Origin of the sequence: Synechococcus sp. Lug-A (assembly GCF_024345655.1) — a bacterium.
Taxonomy (GTDB): domain Bacteria; phylum Cyanobacteriota; class Cyanobacteriia; order PCC-6307; family Cyanobiaceae; genus MW101C3.
In genome coordinates, this window is record NZ_JAGQBN010000012.1 from 17,393 (window position 1) to 32,788 (window position 15,396).

15 protein-coding genes are annotated in these 15,396 nt (G+C 68.4%); 11 read left to right on the forward strand and 4 right to left on the reverse strand.

From position 1 onward, the window contains the following. The first annotated feature begins 27 nt into the window (after positions 1–27). From clpP to KBY86_RS10080, 4 genes are all read left to right on the forward strand, one after another. Positions 28–708 carry an ATP-dependent Clp endopeptidase proteolytic subunit ClpP gene (gene clpP / locus KBY86_RS10065; RefSeq protein ID WP_094511511.1) on the forward strand — a complete coding sequence of 227 codons (681 nt, stop codon included), beginning with the start codon at positions 28–30 and terminating at the stop codon, positions 706–708. A gap of 98 nt (positions 709–806) precedes the next feature. Beyond that, on the forward strand, positions 807–2,153 hold the full coding sequence (clpX, locus tag KBY86_RS10070) for an ATP-dependent protease ATP-binding subunit ClpX (protein ID WP_094511144.1): 1,347 nt from the start codon (positions 807–809) through the stop codon (positions 2,151–2,153). Positions 2,154–2,165: 12 nt separating this feature from the next. Further along, positions 2,166–2,837 carry a lecithin retinol acyltransferase family protein gene (locus KBY86_RS10075; RefSeq protein WP_255141007.1) on the forward strand — a complete coding sequence of 224 codons (672 nt, stop codon included), beginning with the start codon at positions 2,166–2,168 and terminating at the stop codon, positions 2,835–2,837. Positions 2,838–2,868: 31 nt separating this feature from the next. Then, positions 2,869–4,920: a DNA polymerase III subunit gamma/tau gene (locus KBY86_RS10080; protein ID WP_255141008.1), complete on the forward strand. Its 2,052-nt coding sequence runs from the start codon at positions 2,869–2,871 to the stop codon at positions 4,918–4,920. On the opposite strand, the gene KBY86_RS10085 is transcribed toward KBY86_RS10080, so the two are convergent. Continuing rightward, positions 4,917–6,290 (reverse strand): glycosyltransferase, encoded by a 1,374-nt coding sequence (locus KBY86_RS10085; RefSeq protein WP_399221410.1) that lies wholly within the window; start codon positions 6,288–6,290, stop codon positions 4,917–4,919. The two genes, KBY86_RS10080 and KBY86_RS10085, sit on opposite strands and share 4 nt — an antisense overlap. Positions 6,291–6,375: 85 nt before the next feature. Beyond that, the gene (locus KBY86_RS10090; RefSeq protein ID WP_315855859.1) at positions 6,376–7,953 is read right to left on the reverse strand and encodes a SpoIID/LytB domain-containing protein; all 1,578 of its coding nucleotides are present in this window, start codon (positions 7,951–7,953) and stop codon (positions 6,376–6,378) included. A gap of 91 nt (positions 7,954–8,044) precedes the next feature. Here KBY86_RS10090 and rpmI point away from each other — a divergent pair, with 91 nt between their 5' ends. The 3 genes from rpmI to KBY86_RS10105 are packed head-to-tail and all read left to right on the forward strand — an operon-like array spanning position 8,045 to position 9,334. Further along, positions 8,045–8,245 carry a 50S ribosomal protein L35 gene (rpmI, locus tag KBY86_RS10095; protein ID WP_094511149.1) on the forward strand — a complete coding sequence of 67 codons (201 nt, stop codon included), beginning with the start codon at positions 8,045–8,047 and terminating at the stop codon, positions 8,243–8,245. Positions 8,246–8,300: 55 nt separating this feature from the next. Continuing rightward, positions 8,301–8,648, forward strand: a complete 348-nt coding sequence (rplT, locus tag KBY86_RS10100) for a 50S ribosomal protein L20 (protein WP_094511150.1) — start codon at positions 8,301–8,303, stop codon at positions 8,646–8,648. Between the two features lie 26 nt (positions 8,649–8,674). Continuing rightward, complete coding sequence (locus tag KBY86_RS10105) at positions 8,675–9,334, forward strand: tetratricopeptide repeat protein (protein ID WP_094511151.1); 660 nt, start codon at positions 8,675–8,677, stop codon at positions 9,332–9,334. 117 nt (positions 9,335–9,451) lie between these two features. On the opposite strand, the gene KBY86_RS10110 is transcribed toward KBY86_RS10105, so the two are convergent. Continuing rightward, complete coding sequence (locus KBY86_RS10110) at positions 9,452–10,000, reverse strand: hypothetical protein (RefSeq protein ID WP_255141011.1); 549 nt, start codon at positions 9,998–10,000, stop codon at positions 9,452–9,454. Positions 10,001–10,054: 54 nt separating this feature from the next. On the opposite strand from KBY86_RS10110, the gene KBY86_RS10115 reads away from it, so the two are divergent. From KBY86_RS10115 to KBY86_RS10130, 4 genes are all read left to right on the forward strand, one after another. Then, positions 10,055–10,903, forward strand: coding sequence for a thiazole synthase (locus tag KBY86_RS10115; RefSeq protein ID WP_094511153.1), 849 nt, complete (start codon positions 10,055–10,057; stop codon positions 10,901–10,903). A 74-nt stretch (positions 10,904–10,977) separates the two neighbouring features. Next, positions 10,978–11,145, forward strand: a complete 168-nt coding sequence (gene psb34 / locus KBY86_RS10120; protein WP_094511154.1) for a photosystem II assembly protein Psb34 — start codon at positions 10,978–10,980, stop codon at positions 11,143–11,145. A gap of 82 nt (positions 11,146–11,227) precedes the next feature. Then, positions 11,228–12,424, forward strand: coding sequence for an NAD-dependent epimerase/dehydratase family protein (locus KBY86_RS10125; RefSeq protein ID WP_094511155.1), 1,197 nt, complete (start codon positions 11,228–11,230; stop codon positions 12,422–12,424). A 28-nt stretch (positions 12,425–12,452) separates the two neighbouring features. Next, a complete protein-coding gene (locus KBY86_RS10130) occupies positions 12,453–13,586 on the forward strand; it encodes a glycosyltransferase family 1 protein (protein WP_094511156.1) in 1,134 nt (377 codons plus the stop codon). Between the two features lie 48 nt (positions 13,587–13,634). Here the strand turns inward: KBY86_RS10130 and mrdA are convergent, their stop codons facing one another. Beyond that, positions 13,635–15,392: a penicillin-binding protein 2 gene (gene mrdA / locus KBY86_RS10135; protein ID WP_255141012.1), complete on the reverse strand. Its 1,758-nt coding sequence runs from the start codon at positions 15,390–15,392 to the stop codon at positions 13,635–13,637. Positions 15,393–15,396: the final 4 nt, after the last annotated feature.

Below are 15,396 nucleotides of genomic sequence, written 5' to 3' on the forward strand. Positions count from 1 at the left end.
CATCTCCCCTTGCATCCCCACGGCCGCGTGATCGACGCCTTCCGCCCCCATCCGATCCAGAACCGCTGGCAGGGTCAACCACCCATGGCCCTCAGCGGCGCGGGGCCCCAGGCCGCTCCGGGGGTGCTCCCCACGGTGGTGGAGCAATCCGGCAGGGGCGAGCGGGCGTTTGACATCTACTCGCGTCTGCTGCGCGAGCGGATCATCTTCCTCGGCACCGGCATCGACGACGCCGTGGCCGATTCGCTGGTGGCCCAGTTGCTCTTCCTGGAGGCGGAAGATCCCGACAAGGACATCCAGATCTACGTCAACTCGCCCGGCGGTTCGGTCACCGCAGGTCTGGCCATCTACGACACCATGCAGCAGGTGGCCCCCGATGTGGTCACCATCTGCTACGGACTGGCCGCGAGCATGGGGGCCTTCCTGCTCTCCGGTGGCACCAAGGGCAAGCGCATGGCGCTGCCAAGCGCCCGGATCATGATTCACCAACCGTTGGGCGGAGCCCAGGGCCAGGCGGTCGACATCGAAATCCAGGCGAAGGAGATCCTTTTCCTCAAAGACACCTTGAACGGACTGATGGCCGAACACACCGGCCAGCCCTTGGCAAAGATTGCCGAAGACACCGACCGCGACTACTTTTTGTCTCCACACGAAGCCGTGACCTACGGGCTGATCGACCGTGTCGTCACTGACACCATGCCGGCCTGAGCCGCGCCAGTGCGGCCTCCTTCGTCTGACCCCGTCATTCCGGCCCCATCTGGAGTTCCGGCCTCCAGCGTTCCTCCTCCGCTCCCGGATCCCACGCGATGGCAAAGTTCGACGCCCATCTGAAGTGCTCGTTCTGCGGAAAATCGCAGGAACAGGTGCGGAAGCTGATCGCCGGACCAGGCGTTTACATCTGCGACGAATGCATCGATCTCTGCAACGAGATTCTCGATGAAGAGCTGGTGGACACGGCCGGAAGCCCCCGCACCCACCACGACAGCGGCCGCAAGCCTGCGCCCAGGAAGGGCACCAAACCGGCCCCCACCCTTGCCACCGTCCCCAAGCCGCGGGAGATCAAGGCCTACCTCGACCGGCAGGTGGTGGGGCAGGACGAAGCCAAGAAAGTGCTGTCGGTGGCGGTCTACAACCACTACAAACGCCTCGCCTGGCAGGGAGATGGGCAGGGCGAAACCGACCATCTCGCCACCCGGCTGCACAAATCCAACATCCTGCTGATCGGCCCCACCGGCTCCGGCAAGACCCTCCTGGCCCAGACGCTCGCCGAGCTGCTTGATGTGCCCTTCGCGGTGGCCGACGCCACCACGCTCACCGAAGCCGGCTACGTGGGCGAAGACGTGGAGAACATCCTGCTGCGACTGCTGCAGAAGGCCGACCTGGATGTGGAGCAGGCCCAGCGAGGCATCATCTACATCGACGAGATCGACAAGATCGCCCGCAAGAGCGAGAACCCCTCGATCACGCGGGACGTCTCGGGCGAAGGGGTGCAGCAGGCCCTGCTCAAGATGCTGGAGGGAACGGTGGCCAACGTTCCACCGCAGGGCGGCCGCAAGCACCCCTACCAAGACTGCATCCAGATCGACACCAGCCAGATCCTGTTCGTCTGCGGCGGCGCCTTCACCGGCCTCGAGGATGTGGTGCAGCGGCGGCTGGGTCGCAATTCGATCGGCTTTCTGCCCAGCGACGGCCGCGGCCGCAGCCGCGTCCAGAAGGAGCAGCAGGCGGCCCACGTGCTGCGCCACCTCGAACCCGACGACCTGGTGCGCTACGGCCTGATCCCCGAATTCATCGGCCGGCTGCCGGTGAGCGCCGTGCTCGAACCGCTCGACATCCGCTCCCTCGAAGCCATCCTCACCGAGCCGCGCGACGCGCTGGTGAAGCAGTTCCAGACCCTGATGAGCATGGACAACGTGCGGCTGGAGTTCGAGGCCGGCGCCATCGAGGCGATCGCCCAGGAGGCCCACCGCCGCCGCACCGGCGCCCGGGCGCTGCGGGGCATCGTCGAGGAACTGATGCTCGATGTGATGTACGACATCCCCTCCAACGACGCGATCACCACCTTCACGATCACCCGTGAGCTGGTGGAGCAGCGCTCGCGCGCCAAGATTCTTCCCTACCCCGGCCTGGTCGACAAACAGGAATCCGCTTGAGGCACAGCCGCCATGGCAACGGCTGACCATCTGCAGGTGCCGCGCCAGCACGGCCTGTTCGACCACCACGGCATCGATCTGGGCGACGGTACGGTGGCCCACTACCTGGAGGGCCGCCAGATCCTGCGCAGCCCGCTCGCCGACTTCTCCCGTGGCGAAGCGGTCAGCGTGGTGAGCTACCCGGAAGGGGAGGTGTCGCCGGTGGGCGTGACCCTGCGGCGCGCCATGGGCCGCTTGGGCGAGCAGCGCTACAACCTGGTGTTCAACAACTGCGAGCATTTCGCCAGCTGGTGCAAGACCGGGCGGCACCGCAGCTCCCAGGTGGAGGGATGGCTGGGCACCGGCAGCCTCGGCGCCCTGGCCCTGGGTCAGTTCATCCCCGCCGCCCTGCTGGTGGCCGTGCGCCTGCTGCTGCGCCAGGGTCTGACCATCGACGGCACCCAGCTGGAGCGCGGCCGCGAGCTGGCCCGCCGCAGCCTGGAGCAGCTCGATGCCCTGCGGCTGAAGCTGCAGCAGCGGCTGGAGCTGGAGCTGGAGCAGGCCGAAGCCCGCTGGAATGGCGGCAGCAGCGACCAGTTCGACCGCCTCCGGCTGCAGGCCCAGAACCTGGCCGATCAGCTGGAAGCGGTGGAGGAACTGGAAGGCCGGCTGGAGCGTCTGCTGGGCACCGTTAGCCCCCAGTAACCTCGCTGATCAGGCCGTCGGGGACCCCGCCATGACCCAGGCCAGCGCCTACCAGCCGCTCCATCACAAGTACCGTCCCCAGCGCTTCGACCAGCTGGTGGGGCAGCAGGCGATCGTGGCCACCCTCAGCAACGCCCTGCGGCAGGGGCGGATCGCGCCCGCCTATCTGTTCAGCGGTCCACGCGGCACCGGCAAGACCTCCAGCGCGCGGATCCTGGCCCGCTCGCTCAACTGCATCGCCGCCGACGGCCCCACCCCCGAACCCTGCGGCGTCTGCGAGCTGTGCCGTTCAATCACGGCGGGCAATGCCCTTGATGTGATCGAGATCGATGCGGCCTCCAACACCGGCGTCGACAACATCCGGGAACTGATCGAACGCTCGCGCTTCGCGCCGGTGCAGGCCCGCTGGAAGGTCTACGTGATCGACGAGTGCCACATGCTCTCGACCGCCGCCTTCAATGCGTTGCTCAAGACCCTGGAGGAGCCACCGCCGCGGGTGGTGTTCGTGCTGGCCACCACCGATCCGCAGCGGGTGCTGCCCACAATCCTGTCCCGTTGCCAGCGCTTCGATTTCCGCCGCATTCCGCTGGAAGCGATCGAAACCCACCTGGGCGAGATCGCCCGGCTCGAAGCGATCAGCATCACGCCCGAGGCCCTGCATGTGGTGGCCCAGCGGGCCCAGGGCGGTCTGCGCGATGCCGAAAGCCTGCTCGACCAGCTCAGCCTGCTGCCGGCCCCGGTGGAGGCCAGCGCCGTCTGGGAGCTGCTCGGGGCGGTGCCGGAGCAGGAGTTGCTCTCCCTGGCGGCGGCCCTCGCCGCGGCTGAGCCGCTGGCCGTGGTGGAAACCTGCCGCGAGCTGCTGGAGCGGGGCCGCGACCCGGGGGCGGTGCTGCAGGGGTTGGCCTCGTTGTTGCGCGACCTCACGGTGGCCGCAGCCGCGCCCGGGCGCCTGGAGTTGAGCAGCCTTTCCCCCCAGTTCCGGCCCCAGCTGCCGGAGCTGGCGGCCCGCATCTCCACCCCGCGGCTGCTGAGCTGGCAGGCCGGCCTCAAGGGCAGCGAACAGCAGCTGCGCCAGAGCGTGCAGCCACGCCTGTGGCTGGAGGTGCTGCTGCTGGGCCTGCTGGCCGAAGCGTCGACGGGCAGCGCCGCCGTGCCCCTCCCCGCCGCGCCCGGCGCCCCCATCCGCAGGCCCGCCGCGCCGGTTTCAGTTCCGCCGGGAGCTGCTGCGCCCGCCCATGCCCCAGCCGTTCCCAGCGCGCCAGCTGCGAATGCGCATGGCCCTGCAGCCGCGCATACCTCGGCCCCTGCAGCCGCAGAGCCCGGCGTGCCGAGGGAAGGGGCCCCAGTGCCCGCAGCCCCTATTCCCGCAGCCCAGGCGCCCTCCAGCCCAGGGGGCGGCAGTGACCTCACCGAGCTGTGGCAACAGATCCTGGCCAGCCTGGAGCTTCCCTCCACCCGCATGCTCCTGTCCCAGCAGGCGGCACTGGTGCGCCTCGACGGCCAGCGGGCGGTGGTGCGGGTCAGCGGCAACTGGGTGGCGATGGTGCAGAGCCGCCTGCCGCTGCTGGAGAAAGCTCTGCAAAGTGCGCTGGGCTCCGCCCGCCAGCTCGTGCTGGAGAGCGCCGACGCCCCAGGTCCACCGCGTGCCACCGCTAACGCTTCAGGGGCACCCGCTGGGGCCGTGCCGGGCGGAGGGGCGCCAACGCCAGCACCAGCGGCACCGGGACTGGGCCAGGGACCGGACCAGGCACAGCGACCGGAAGCCGCCACGGCGATGCCGTTGCGAACGGTCTCCCCGCCAGCTGCTGTGCCACCGCCTGTACCGGGGCTGCAGCCGGCGCAGGCGCCCTCCGCCGCCGGTTCAGGGCCTGGGGCTGCCACTGCCATGGCTGTCGTTGCTGCAACTGGCCTTCCAGCACCCGCGGTGGCCGCAGGCCTCACCACGGCCACACCTCCCGGTCCACCTGTACCCCCCGTGCCGCTCGACGACAAGGCGCGGCGCCTGGCGGACTTCTTCAACGGCGAGGTGGTTGCGTTCGACGGGCCGGTGCCAGGGCAGCAGGATGGGGCGAACCCGCCCTAGGAGACCTGGGTGGTGAGGTCAGCCTCACCGGTGAGATCGTCCGTGTCCTCGTGGCTTTCCTCGCCGGATGCCTCGCCCACGTGAAGCGTCTTGGCCCAGACGAGACGTTTCGGCAGCAGGGCCATGCGCAGCGCCACCCAGGGAATCACCACGAACCAGTGGGCCAGATAGGCGATGCCCAGGGCGGCAGTGAAGGGATTGATGTTGGGCAGGGGTGGGCCTTCGCTGCTGCGCCGGCAGCCGGCCACGATCGCCGCCCCGGAGAGGCCGAAGGCCACGATCGACAGCGGCCAGATCGATGGCAGCGTGCGGGTGGCCAAGGCTGTGAGCAGATCGGCGATCGACACCACCGGCAGGGCGTACTGGAGCAGAAAGAACGCCGCCAGATCGAGCTTGCGGGAAGGGGCCAGCGGACCTGCCACGAGGCTGGGCCAATAGTCGAAGAAGCGTTGCAGGCCCCCCTCGGCCCACCGCTGCCGCTGCCGCCAGAGAGCAGGCAGGGTGCGCACCGCCTCCTCCTCCACCGGCGGATCCCAGAGCACGCCAATGCCGCAATCGCCCAGCAGCAGGCGGAAGCTCAGGTCGAGGTCGTCGGTGACGGTGGCTTCGTTGAAGCCGCCACAGGCTTCCAGGGCATCACGCCGCAGCAACTGGCCATTGCCACGCAGTTCGGGGACACCGCCGGAGGCCAGCCGTCCCTGCTGGATCACGGTGTCAAGGGCCATCTCCATCGCCTGGGCCTGGGTGAGCAGGTTGCGATCGGCTTCCACCACCGCCTTGCGCAGCTGCACCGCCGCCCAGCTGCCCGCTTCTGCGTAGGGAATCAGCCGCTGCAGCAGATCCCGCGGCATGCCGGCATCGGCATCCAGCACCAACATCCAGCGGCCGCGCAGCTGGGGCAGCACGGCATTGAGCGCCCCCGACTTGCCGCCACCGGCATCGCGCGGACGGCGCAGCACCGTGAGCAGGGAGTGGCGGCTGCCAATCTCTTCCAACAGCGCGGCTGTGCGGTCTTCGCTGCCGTCGTCCACCACCCAGAGACGCAGCTGGCCTTCGGGGTAGCTCAGCTGCGCCACCCGCTCCACCAGGCGCCCGATCACCGCCTCCTCGTCCCGCGCCGCCACCACCACATCAACGTCGGGCCAGTGGTCCAAGGCCTCGGGGAGGGCCACCGGCGGCTGGGGTTTCCAGAGCCGGAACAGCACGGTGCGGATCACATAGGCGCCCAGCAGCAAGGTGAGGCTGATCGCCGGCAGCAGGTTGCGGGGCGGCTCCACCCAGTGGGGCGCCGCGCCGGCACAACCGCACAGGAGCACAAACAGCGCCGCTTTGCCACGCCGAGGACGAGAGGCGGTCTTCGCAGCGGTCAGGCCTGGCATGAATGAACGCTCTCCGTGATGCCACGCCGCACGCGACAGGGTCCCGGTCGTGGCAGGGCTCGAACTGGGCCGAACTCTAAAGGCCCTGACCGAGCGCCTCCAGCGGCTGGAGCTGGGTCCCCGGGTAGTACCGACTCAGCAGCTGTGGCAGGGTCCAGCCACGACCGGCCAGATCGATCGCACCCGCCTGAGAGAGGCCGGCGCCATGGCCGAAGCCGCCGCCGTTGAAGCGCCAGCGGCCGGCTCCCTCCGCTCTCAGCTCAAACAGGGTGCTGGGCAGCTGCCGGAAGGTGCGGCGGATGGCATCGCGGCGCAGCACCTGGCGACCTTCGCTCCCCTCGATGGCCAGCGCCATCACGCGGCCGCTCGGTCCCCGCTCCAGCACGCTGAGCTTCAAGGGGGTGCCCACCGGCAACCGGGCCGTGGTGAGGGCCTGCTGCACCTGAGCGGTCGTCAGCAGGCGCTGCCAGCGGAAGCGCGGGTGGTAGGCGCCATAGGCGGAACCGCCGTTGGCCAGCAGCGCCGGCAGCGACGACGACGCCAGGGGCACGGCAAACCGCGCGTTGAAAGCGGGTGGGCCATCCGGCGCCGCCTGCAGATAGGGCAGCGGCGAGCCGCTCCACACCTCCTCAAAGCCGGCGGCCATTCCCCCGTTGGTGGCGTGATAGACGGCATGGATGGGCTGTCCCTGCCAGGTGAGCACCTGGCCCCGGGTGGCCTGGATCGCAGACCGGACCGCCGCCCCCGCCTGCCGCGGATCGGCGTAGACCTGGCACTGGGTGTCAGCGCAGAGGTGGTAGCCATCGGTGGCATAGCGGTGCTTGTTGCGCAGCGACCAGGTGCGGGCCAGCACCGCCTGGGCGGCAAGGGCGGCCGGCGGTGATCCGGCGCCGATCTCATGGGGCACCACCCCCAGCAGGTAGCGCTCCAGCGGCACCTCCTCGATCAGAGTCCAACCGCCGTAGGCGTTGCTCGCCAGGCGGAACGGCCCCTGGAACACACCGCCCTCCCAGCGCAGCCCTCCCGGCGCCGTGATCCGCAGCGGACCTTTCAATGCCGCACCGGCAGCTCCCGGCTCCCCGGACGTCAGCACCAGCCGCTGGCTGAACCGCTGCTCCACCTGCCGGGCCTGCAGGCCGGCCGGAGCCTGGGTGGCGGCAGGCGCCCATACCTCCCATTCGGCGGGATGAGCGATCACCGGAGTCACGCCGAGCTCCCGCCAGGCCGTCGCCGCCTGTTCCGCACTCTCGAAGCTGGCGAACGGGCCCAGCACGGTGCGGGCGAGCTGGAACGGCTCCGCCAGGGGCACCTCCTGCCAGCGCAGGCGAACGCTGGACCCCGAGAGCCGCTGGCCGTCGGCGTCGGTGACCACCAGCTCACCCGCCGCCGCCTGGAGCACCAGTGGAGCGGCCTTGGCCACCCCGCCAGGAGCAGGGCCCAGGCGTGGGCCGAGCGACACCCACAACACAGGCTGGGCGGGCTGCACCGGCGGCGGCGCACTGGTGGGCCAGTGCAGGGGCAGAGGGGCCGGGAGGGGGTCGAGAGCGGGGACAGCACGGCAGCCGGGTGCCGCCAGCAGGGTGAGCGCCAGCCCGAGGGCCACCGGCGCCAGGGCAGACCCGGGCTGCAGGGAGAGGGGGGCGGAAGGACGCAACAGCTGGCGGAGCATGGGCAAAGCGGACGGGGGGAGTTGGCAGCCGGCACTACCAAGTCGTAGTTTGGTTGTTTGTGAAGTCGCGCAGGACATGCCGAAGCTCAAGACCCGCAAAGCTGCCGCGAAGCGGTTCAAGCTGACCGGCAGCGGAAAATTCATGCGCCGGCATGCGTTCCGCAACCACCTGCTCGATCACAAGAGCCCCAAGCGCAAGCGTTTTCTGGGCACGATGGCGGTGGTCGACGAACGCGACGCCGACAACGTCAGCCGCATGCTTCCTTACGCCGGATGACCTCTCGCCAGGTCGCCCACTCCTTTTCCTTTCCATTTCGCCCTGAGAACTCACCATGGCCCGCGTCAAGAGGGGCAACGTCGCCCGTAAACGCCGTAACAAGATCCTCCGCCTGGCCCGTGGCTTCCAGGGCAGCAACGGCAGCCTGTTCCGCACCGCCAACCAGCGGGTGATGAAGGCGCTGTGCAACGCCTACCGCGACCGTCGCCGCCGGAAGCGCGATTTCCGCCGTCTCTGGATCGCCCGCATCAACGCCGCCGCCCGCATGAACGGGCTGAGCTACAGCCGGCTGATGGGCGGCATGAAAAAAGCCGACATGCTGCTGAACCGCAAGATGCTGGCCCAGCTCGCCGTGGCTGATCCCGCCAGTTTCACCAGCGTGGTTTCGGCCGCTACGCGCTGATCACCACCGCACTGCGGGGAGGCCCGATGGACATTCTCCTGCCTCAGGCCTATCTGATCGGCCTGATCCTTCTGCTCGGCGGTGCAGCCGTGGTCATCGCCCTGCAGGTGATGCGGGTCCGCCGCGATGAAGCGGCGCTGGCCCGGCTTGAGGGGCAAGCCAAGGGAGGGGACGGCAAGGACCCTGCCGTTCTCTACGAACTCGGCTCTGTGCAGCTGCGCAAGCGCCTCTACGCCCAGGCGGTGGACACCCTTCGCCTGGCCCAGAAGAAGAGTGGCGGTGAGCCCCCCGAGGCGCAGGCGCTGATTCAGAACGCGCTTGGCTTTTCCCTGGCGGCCCAGAGCAACTACGCCAGTGCGATCCGCCACTACAAGGCAGCTCTTCAGGCCAAACCCGATTACCCGGTAGCACTCAACAACCTGGGCTACGCCTTCGAGCGACAGGGCAAACCGGATGAGGCGCGGGACACCTATGCCAAGGCCCTCAGCCTCGATCCCACCAACAAAACAACCCTCAAGCGCCTGAAGCTGCTCGATCGTCGCTTTCCAGCTGAACTGAAAGCCCCGGCGACCAGCGGCCAGGGGATGGCTGCGGGCACTGGCGAGCCAGGCTCATCATCAGCTGGGTCCAGCAGCACAGGCAGCAAATCGTCCCCAAAACCCTCGCCCACCAACACACCGGTCTGACCACAGGGCGTCAGGCTCCAGGCTGATCCGCTTAAAGCGACAGCGGGAACCGAACCCATGGCCTGGAGAGGGCCAGCCGCCCCTGAGGTTCGCTGCCTCAGGGGCGCTCGCTTGTCGTCACCACAGCCCGCGGACCGGCGCCACCTGGCCGGCTGGCCGGGAAGCGGGTGGGCTGAAATTCACGGGATCAAGCACCAGCCGACCGCCGGGATTGGTGAGCCGCGGTGCATTCCAGCCCATCAGCGAGAAGCCCTGCAGGCCGAGAAAATCACCGCCTGGTTCGAGGCCCAAGGTGAGGGTGTCGATCAAGGGGATGAGCTCCAGCTGATCAGACTTGGCATTGAGGTTGCCCTGTACCGGCGAGGAGGTGCCGCCCACCGTGAGCGTGCCGCGCAGATCGATCATCTGACCCATGGCCGTCACGGTGTCGAGGCGCAGCTCCACAGGGGTGGGGACGCCGCCGCCAAAGGCCTGGTAACTGCCGCGCCACTGCCGCGGCAACTGGGCCGCAAGCAGTACGGCCCGGCCTACCGGATCGAAGGTTTCCACCGGACCGGTCTCACTGAAGGAGGTGTCCAGCGGCGAGGCGGGCGGCAGGGTGAACGGGACAAAACTGCCCACCGGCACCGCACTGGCGGCGAGCAGCAGGGGGAGAACCGGTGTCATGGAACCAAGCGGGCTTGCGCGAAGGTTAGGAGGCGTGCGCTGTAACTTCTCCCCATGGTGCAGATTCCGGCTTCGGATCCGTCCGCCCTCGCCGACGACACGCTGGTGATCGGCGGTCGCCGCTTCCGCAGCCGCCTGATGACCGGCACGGGCAAATACCCCTCGCTAGCGGCGATGCAGGCCAGCCTGGCGGCCAGCCGCTGCGACATCGTCACCGTGGCGGTGCGGCGGGTGCAGGCGGCGGCGGCAGGCCATCAGGGCCTGATTGAGGCGATCGACTGGAGCACGATCTGGATGCTGCCCAACACCGCCGGCTGCGCCACCGCAGATGAGGCCGTGCGGGTGGCGCGGCTGGGCCGCGAGCTGGCCAAGCTCGCCGGCCAGGAAGACAACACCTTCGTGAAGCTGGAGGTGATCCCCGACGGCCGCCATCTGCTGCCCGATCCATTCGGCACCCTCGAGGCGGCCGAGCGGCTCGTGAAGGAGGGTTTCACCGTGTTGCCCTATATCAACGCCGATCCGCTGCTGGCCCGTCGACTCGAGGAGGTGGGCTGCGCCACCGTGATGCCGCTGGGCTCTCCGATCGGCTCCGGCCAGGGCATTCGCAACGCCGCCAACATCGCCTTGATCATCGAGTCGGCGGGGGTGCCGGTGGTGGTGGATGCGGGGTTGGGCGTACCCAGCGAAGCGGCCCAGGCCATGGAGATGGGGGCTGACGCCCTGCTGATCAACAGCGCCATCGCCATGGCAGGCGATCCACCGGCCATGGCCTGGGCGATGGCTCAGGCCACGGAGGCGGGCCGGTGCGCCTGGAAGGCCGGGCGCCTGCCGCAGCGACAGGACGCCCAGGCCAGCTCACCCCAGTGGGGACGGGTTGGCAACACCGAGGCTCCGCGCCTGTGACATTCCCTTTCGGCCTCGATGCCGGCGCCGAAGGACATCGTTAAGGTTCGCTTTCTGAATCGGGCCACCCCACCATGTCGGTCACCAAGGAGGACGGGGGCAGGCTCAACGCCTTTGCCAGAGAACCGCGGATGCAGGTGGTCGAAGCCGGCGGTGAACGCAGCCGCAGCACCACCGTCCTGCTGATCGCCGGTGGGCTGCTGGTGCTGGCCATGGTGGGCGTGGCGGTCGGCATCAGCTGACGCCACTGCTGCACGAGGGGGGCGGAATGCCTGTAGTAGCTTGCCCCAAGAGAGCAATCGCTCGTTCAGCAGGAGTTCAGACGTGAAGGTTCTCGTTCTCGGCGGCGACGGCTTCTGCGGCTGGCCCTGCGCTGTGAACCTGGCCGACGCCGGTCACGACGTCGTGATCGTCGACAACCTGAGCCGCCGCAAGATCGACATCGACCTTGGGGTCGAATCGCTCACTCCGATCGCCACGATCAACGACCGCCTGCGTGCCTGGGAGGAAACCGGAGGCCGGCCCATCCGTTTCGTGGCACTCGACATCGCCCAGCACTACGACCTGCTGCTGGGGCTGCTGCGCAGTGAGCGCCCCAGTGCCGTGGTGCACTTCGCCGAACAACGGGCCGCCCCTTATTCGATGAAGTCGAGCGCCACCAAGCGCTACACGGTCGATAACAACGTGAATGGCACGCACAATCTTCTTTGTGCAATTGTTGAAAGCGGTCTCGACATTCATATCGTTCACCTCGGAACGATGGGGGTGTACGGCTATGGATCCCACCGTGGCGCCACCATCCCCGAGGGCTATCTCACGGTGGAAGTTCCCCAGCCCGATGGCACCCGCTTCCAGGAGAAAATCCTTCACCCCACCGATCCAGGCAGCGTCTACCACATGACGAAAACGCTGGATCAGCTGTTGTTCTTCTACTACAACAAGAACGACGGCATCCGCGTCACCGACCTGCACCAAGGCATCGTCTGGGGCACCAACACCGACCTCACTGACAGGGATCCGCGCCTGGTCAACCGTTTTGACTACGACGGTGATTACGGCACCGTGCTCAATCGCTTCCTGATGCAGGCGGCGATCGGCTATCCGCTCACGGTGCATGGCACCGGCGGCCAGACCCGCGCCTTCATCCACATCCGCGATTCGGTGAAATGCGTGGAGCTGGCGATCGACAATCCCCCTGCCTCAGGGGAGAAGGTGCGCATCTACAACCAGATGACCGAAAGCCACAAGGTCAAGGATCTGGCCGAAAAGGTGGCGGCCGTCACCGGGGCCAAGCTCAACCACCTCCCCAACCCCCGCAAGGAGGCCATCGAAAACGACCTGATCGTCGACAACCGCTGCCTGATCGAGCTGGGGCTCAAGCCCACCACCCTCGACGACGGCCTACTGGGCGAAGTTGTGGATGTGGCACGCCGCTGGGCCGATCGCTGCGATCGCTCCCGCATTCCCTGCGTGTCCACATGGACCCACAGCCAGGCGGCCGCGCTCCAACCGGTGGTTTGAACGGACCGTCTGCAGGCACGCCGTCCACGTGAAGATCGCACTGTTCACCGAAACCTTCCTTCCCAAGGTCGACGGCATCGTCACGCGGCTCACCAAAACGGTGACCCACCTGGTGGATGCGGGCGACGAGGTGCTGCTGTTCTGCCCCGAAGGAGCCCCGGACACCTTCATGGGCGCACGGGTGATCGGCGTGCCGGCCCTGCCCCTGCCGCTCTACCCCGAGCTCAAGCTGGCGCTGCCGCGGCCCTTGGTGGCCGAGGCGCTTGACGCCTTCAAACCCGACCTGGTGCACGTGGTGAACCCGGCGGTGCTCGGCCTGGGCGGGATCTGGCTGGCGCGTACCCGGGGCGTGCCCCTGGTGGCCAGCTATCACACCCACCTGCCCAAGTACCTCGAGCACTACGGCATGGGCATGTTCGAGCCGCTGCTGTGGGAGCTGCTAAAGGCGGCCCACAACCAGGCGGCCCTCAACCTCTGCACCTCCACGGCGATGGTGGAGGAACTCAGCCAGCACGGCATCCAGCACACCGCCTTGTGGCAGCGGGGAGTCGACACCGATCTGTTCCGACCGGAATGGCGCAATCAGACCATGCGCAGCAAACTCACCGGCGTGCACGGCGACAGCGACAGCCTGCTGCTCTACGTGGGCAGGCTCTCGGCGGAGAAGCAGATCGAGCGGATCCGGCCGGTGCTCGATGCCCTGCCCCAGGCCAGGCTGGCGCTGGTGGGTGATGGCCCACACCGCCAGCAGCTTGAGAAGGTGTTCGCCGGCAGCGCCACCACGTTCGTGGGCTACCTGGGCGGCGAGGATCTGGCCAGCGCCTATGCCAGCGCCGATGCCTTCCTGTTCCCCTCCTCCACCGAAACGCTTGGGCTGGTGCTGCTGGAGGCGATGGCGGCCGGTTGCCCGGTGGTGGGCGCCAACCGCGGCGGCATCCCCGACATCGTCACCGACGGAGTGAACGGCTGCCTCTACGATCCCGACAGCCCGGCCAGCCTCACCGCCGCCACCGAAAGGCTGCTGGCCAGCACCGAACGGCGCCAGGCCCTGCGGCTGGCGGCACGAGCAGAAGCAGAGCGCTGGGGCTGGGCGGGCGCCACCCAGCAACTGCGGCGCTTCTACAGCGAGGTGGTGCGCCCCCCTCTGCAACTGGTGGCCTGAAGCCCCCCGTAGCAGCTTGAAGCCATCCGATGTCACCTGCTGGCGGCTTCAGTTGCGCAGCTGGGGCAGGGTGTCACGGAACCAGGTGGTGAGCAGGGCCTTCACCATCGGTGCGGCAACGGTGCCGCCGTAGCCGCCACTGTTCTCGCCGAAGGCAATGATCACCAGGTTGGGCTTGCCCGCCGGCGCATAGCCGCCGAACCAGGCATGGTCTGGCCGGGGGGGATCCTCGGCGGTGCCTGTCTTGCCGGCCACGGCGGGCAGCGAAGGGTCGTTCAGCAGGGTGGCCGTGCCGCTGGTGACCGCATCGCGCAGGCCCTCCCGCAACACTTTCAAGGTGCTGGGTTTGAGGCCGATCCAGCGGCGCTCCACCGGCCGCTCCGCCAGGTGGGGCGTCACCAGCCAGCCGCCGTTGGCGATTGCCGCATACAGACGGGCCATCTGCAGCGGCGTCACGGTGACGGCCCCCTGGCCGATCGAGGAGGTGATCGTGTCCACCGAGGTCCACGGCTCATCGAGCACCTGGCGCTTCCAGGCGGGATCGCCCAGCAAGCCGGGGCTCTCCTCCCCCTTGAGTTCGACACCGGTGAGACTGCCGTAGCCCAGGCGGCGGGCCGCTCTGAACAGTTCATCGGGGCCGGTCTTGAGGCCCAGCCGGTAGAAGAAGCTGTTGCTGCTCACCGCCATGGCCAGGCGGAAGCCGATGCTGCCGAAGCTGCCGTGATCCGCGTAGCACTGGCCGTCGTAGCAGAAGGAGCCTGAGGTGAGGATGGTGGAGGCGGGATTGAACAAGCCCGATTCCAGCCCCGCGATCGCGGTGATCACCTTGAAGGTGCTGGCGGGCGGGAACCCCCGCAGCGCCCGGTTGAGCATGGGGGCTTCCGGGCGGTTGAGCTCGTTCCACTGCGCTGTGGTGGGGCCCTCTGAGAAGATGTTGGGATCGAAGTTCGGGCGGCTGGCCATGGCCCGGATCGCGCCGGTCTGGGGATCCATCGCCACGATCGCCCCCTTGCTCACCCCGCTGAGGGCCTTCTCGGCCGCCTTCTGCAGCTCCAGATCGAGGGTGAGGCGCAGATCGTTGCCGGCCCGCGACGGCTTGTCGCCCAGCACCCGCTGCACCTGCCCATCGGCGTTCACCTCCAGCTGCTGTCCCCCCCACTCGCCGCGCAGGTGGTTCTCGTAGACGCGCTCCAGGCCGGTGCGACCGATACGGTCCTGCAGGCGGTAGCCCGTTTCAGACAGCTCCTTGTATTCCTCCTCCGTGATGCTGCTCGTGTAGCCGAGCACGTGGGCGCCGAGCCGTCCGTGCGGGTAGGCGCGCAGCACGTCGACATCCACATCAGCCCCTTTGAGCGACTCGGCCTGCTCGCGAAAACGCAACACCTGCTCGGTGCTGAGGGGGCCCGCCAGTTCAACGCGGAAGCCGTCCACGGCTCTGCCGTCCTTGCGTTTGGCATCAAGCTGCGCCGGGTCGAGCGCCAGCAGCGCAGCCAACTGCACCCGCAGCGACGGCCAGGCTGCGTCATCGACAAGCCGGGGCTGGATGTAGAGGTTGTAGGTGAGGCGGCTGCTGGCCAGCACCTGGCCGTTGCGATCAAGCAGACGGCCGCGCATCGGATGGCGCGGCAGCAGGCGAATGCGGTTCTGATCCGCCAGCAGCTTGTTCTCTGCCCCCTGCGCGAGCTGCAGCCACACGAGCCGGGCGCCCATCGCCCCCAGCACCAGCACGATCAGCCCGAGCAGCCAGGCCGGCTGGTGCCGCATGCCCGCGTGGCGGGCCTGTCCGTGCAGATGCCCAGCGGCCATGGGC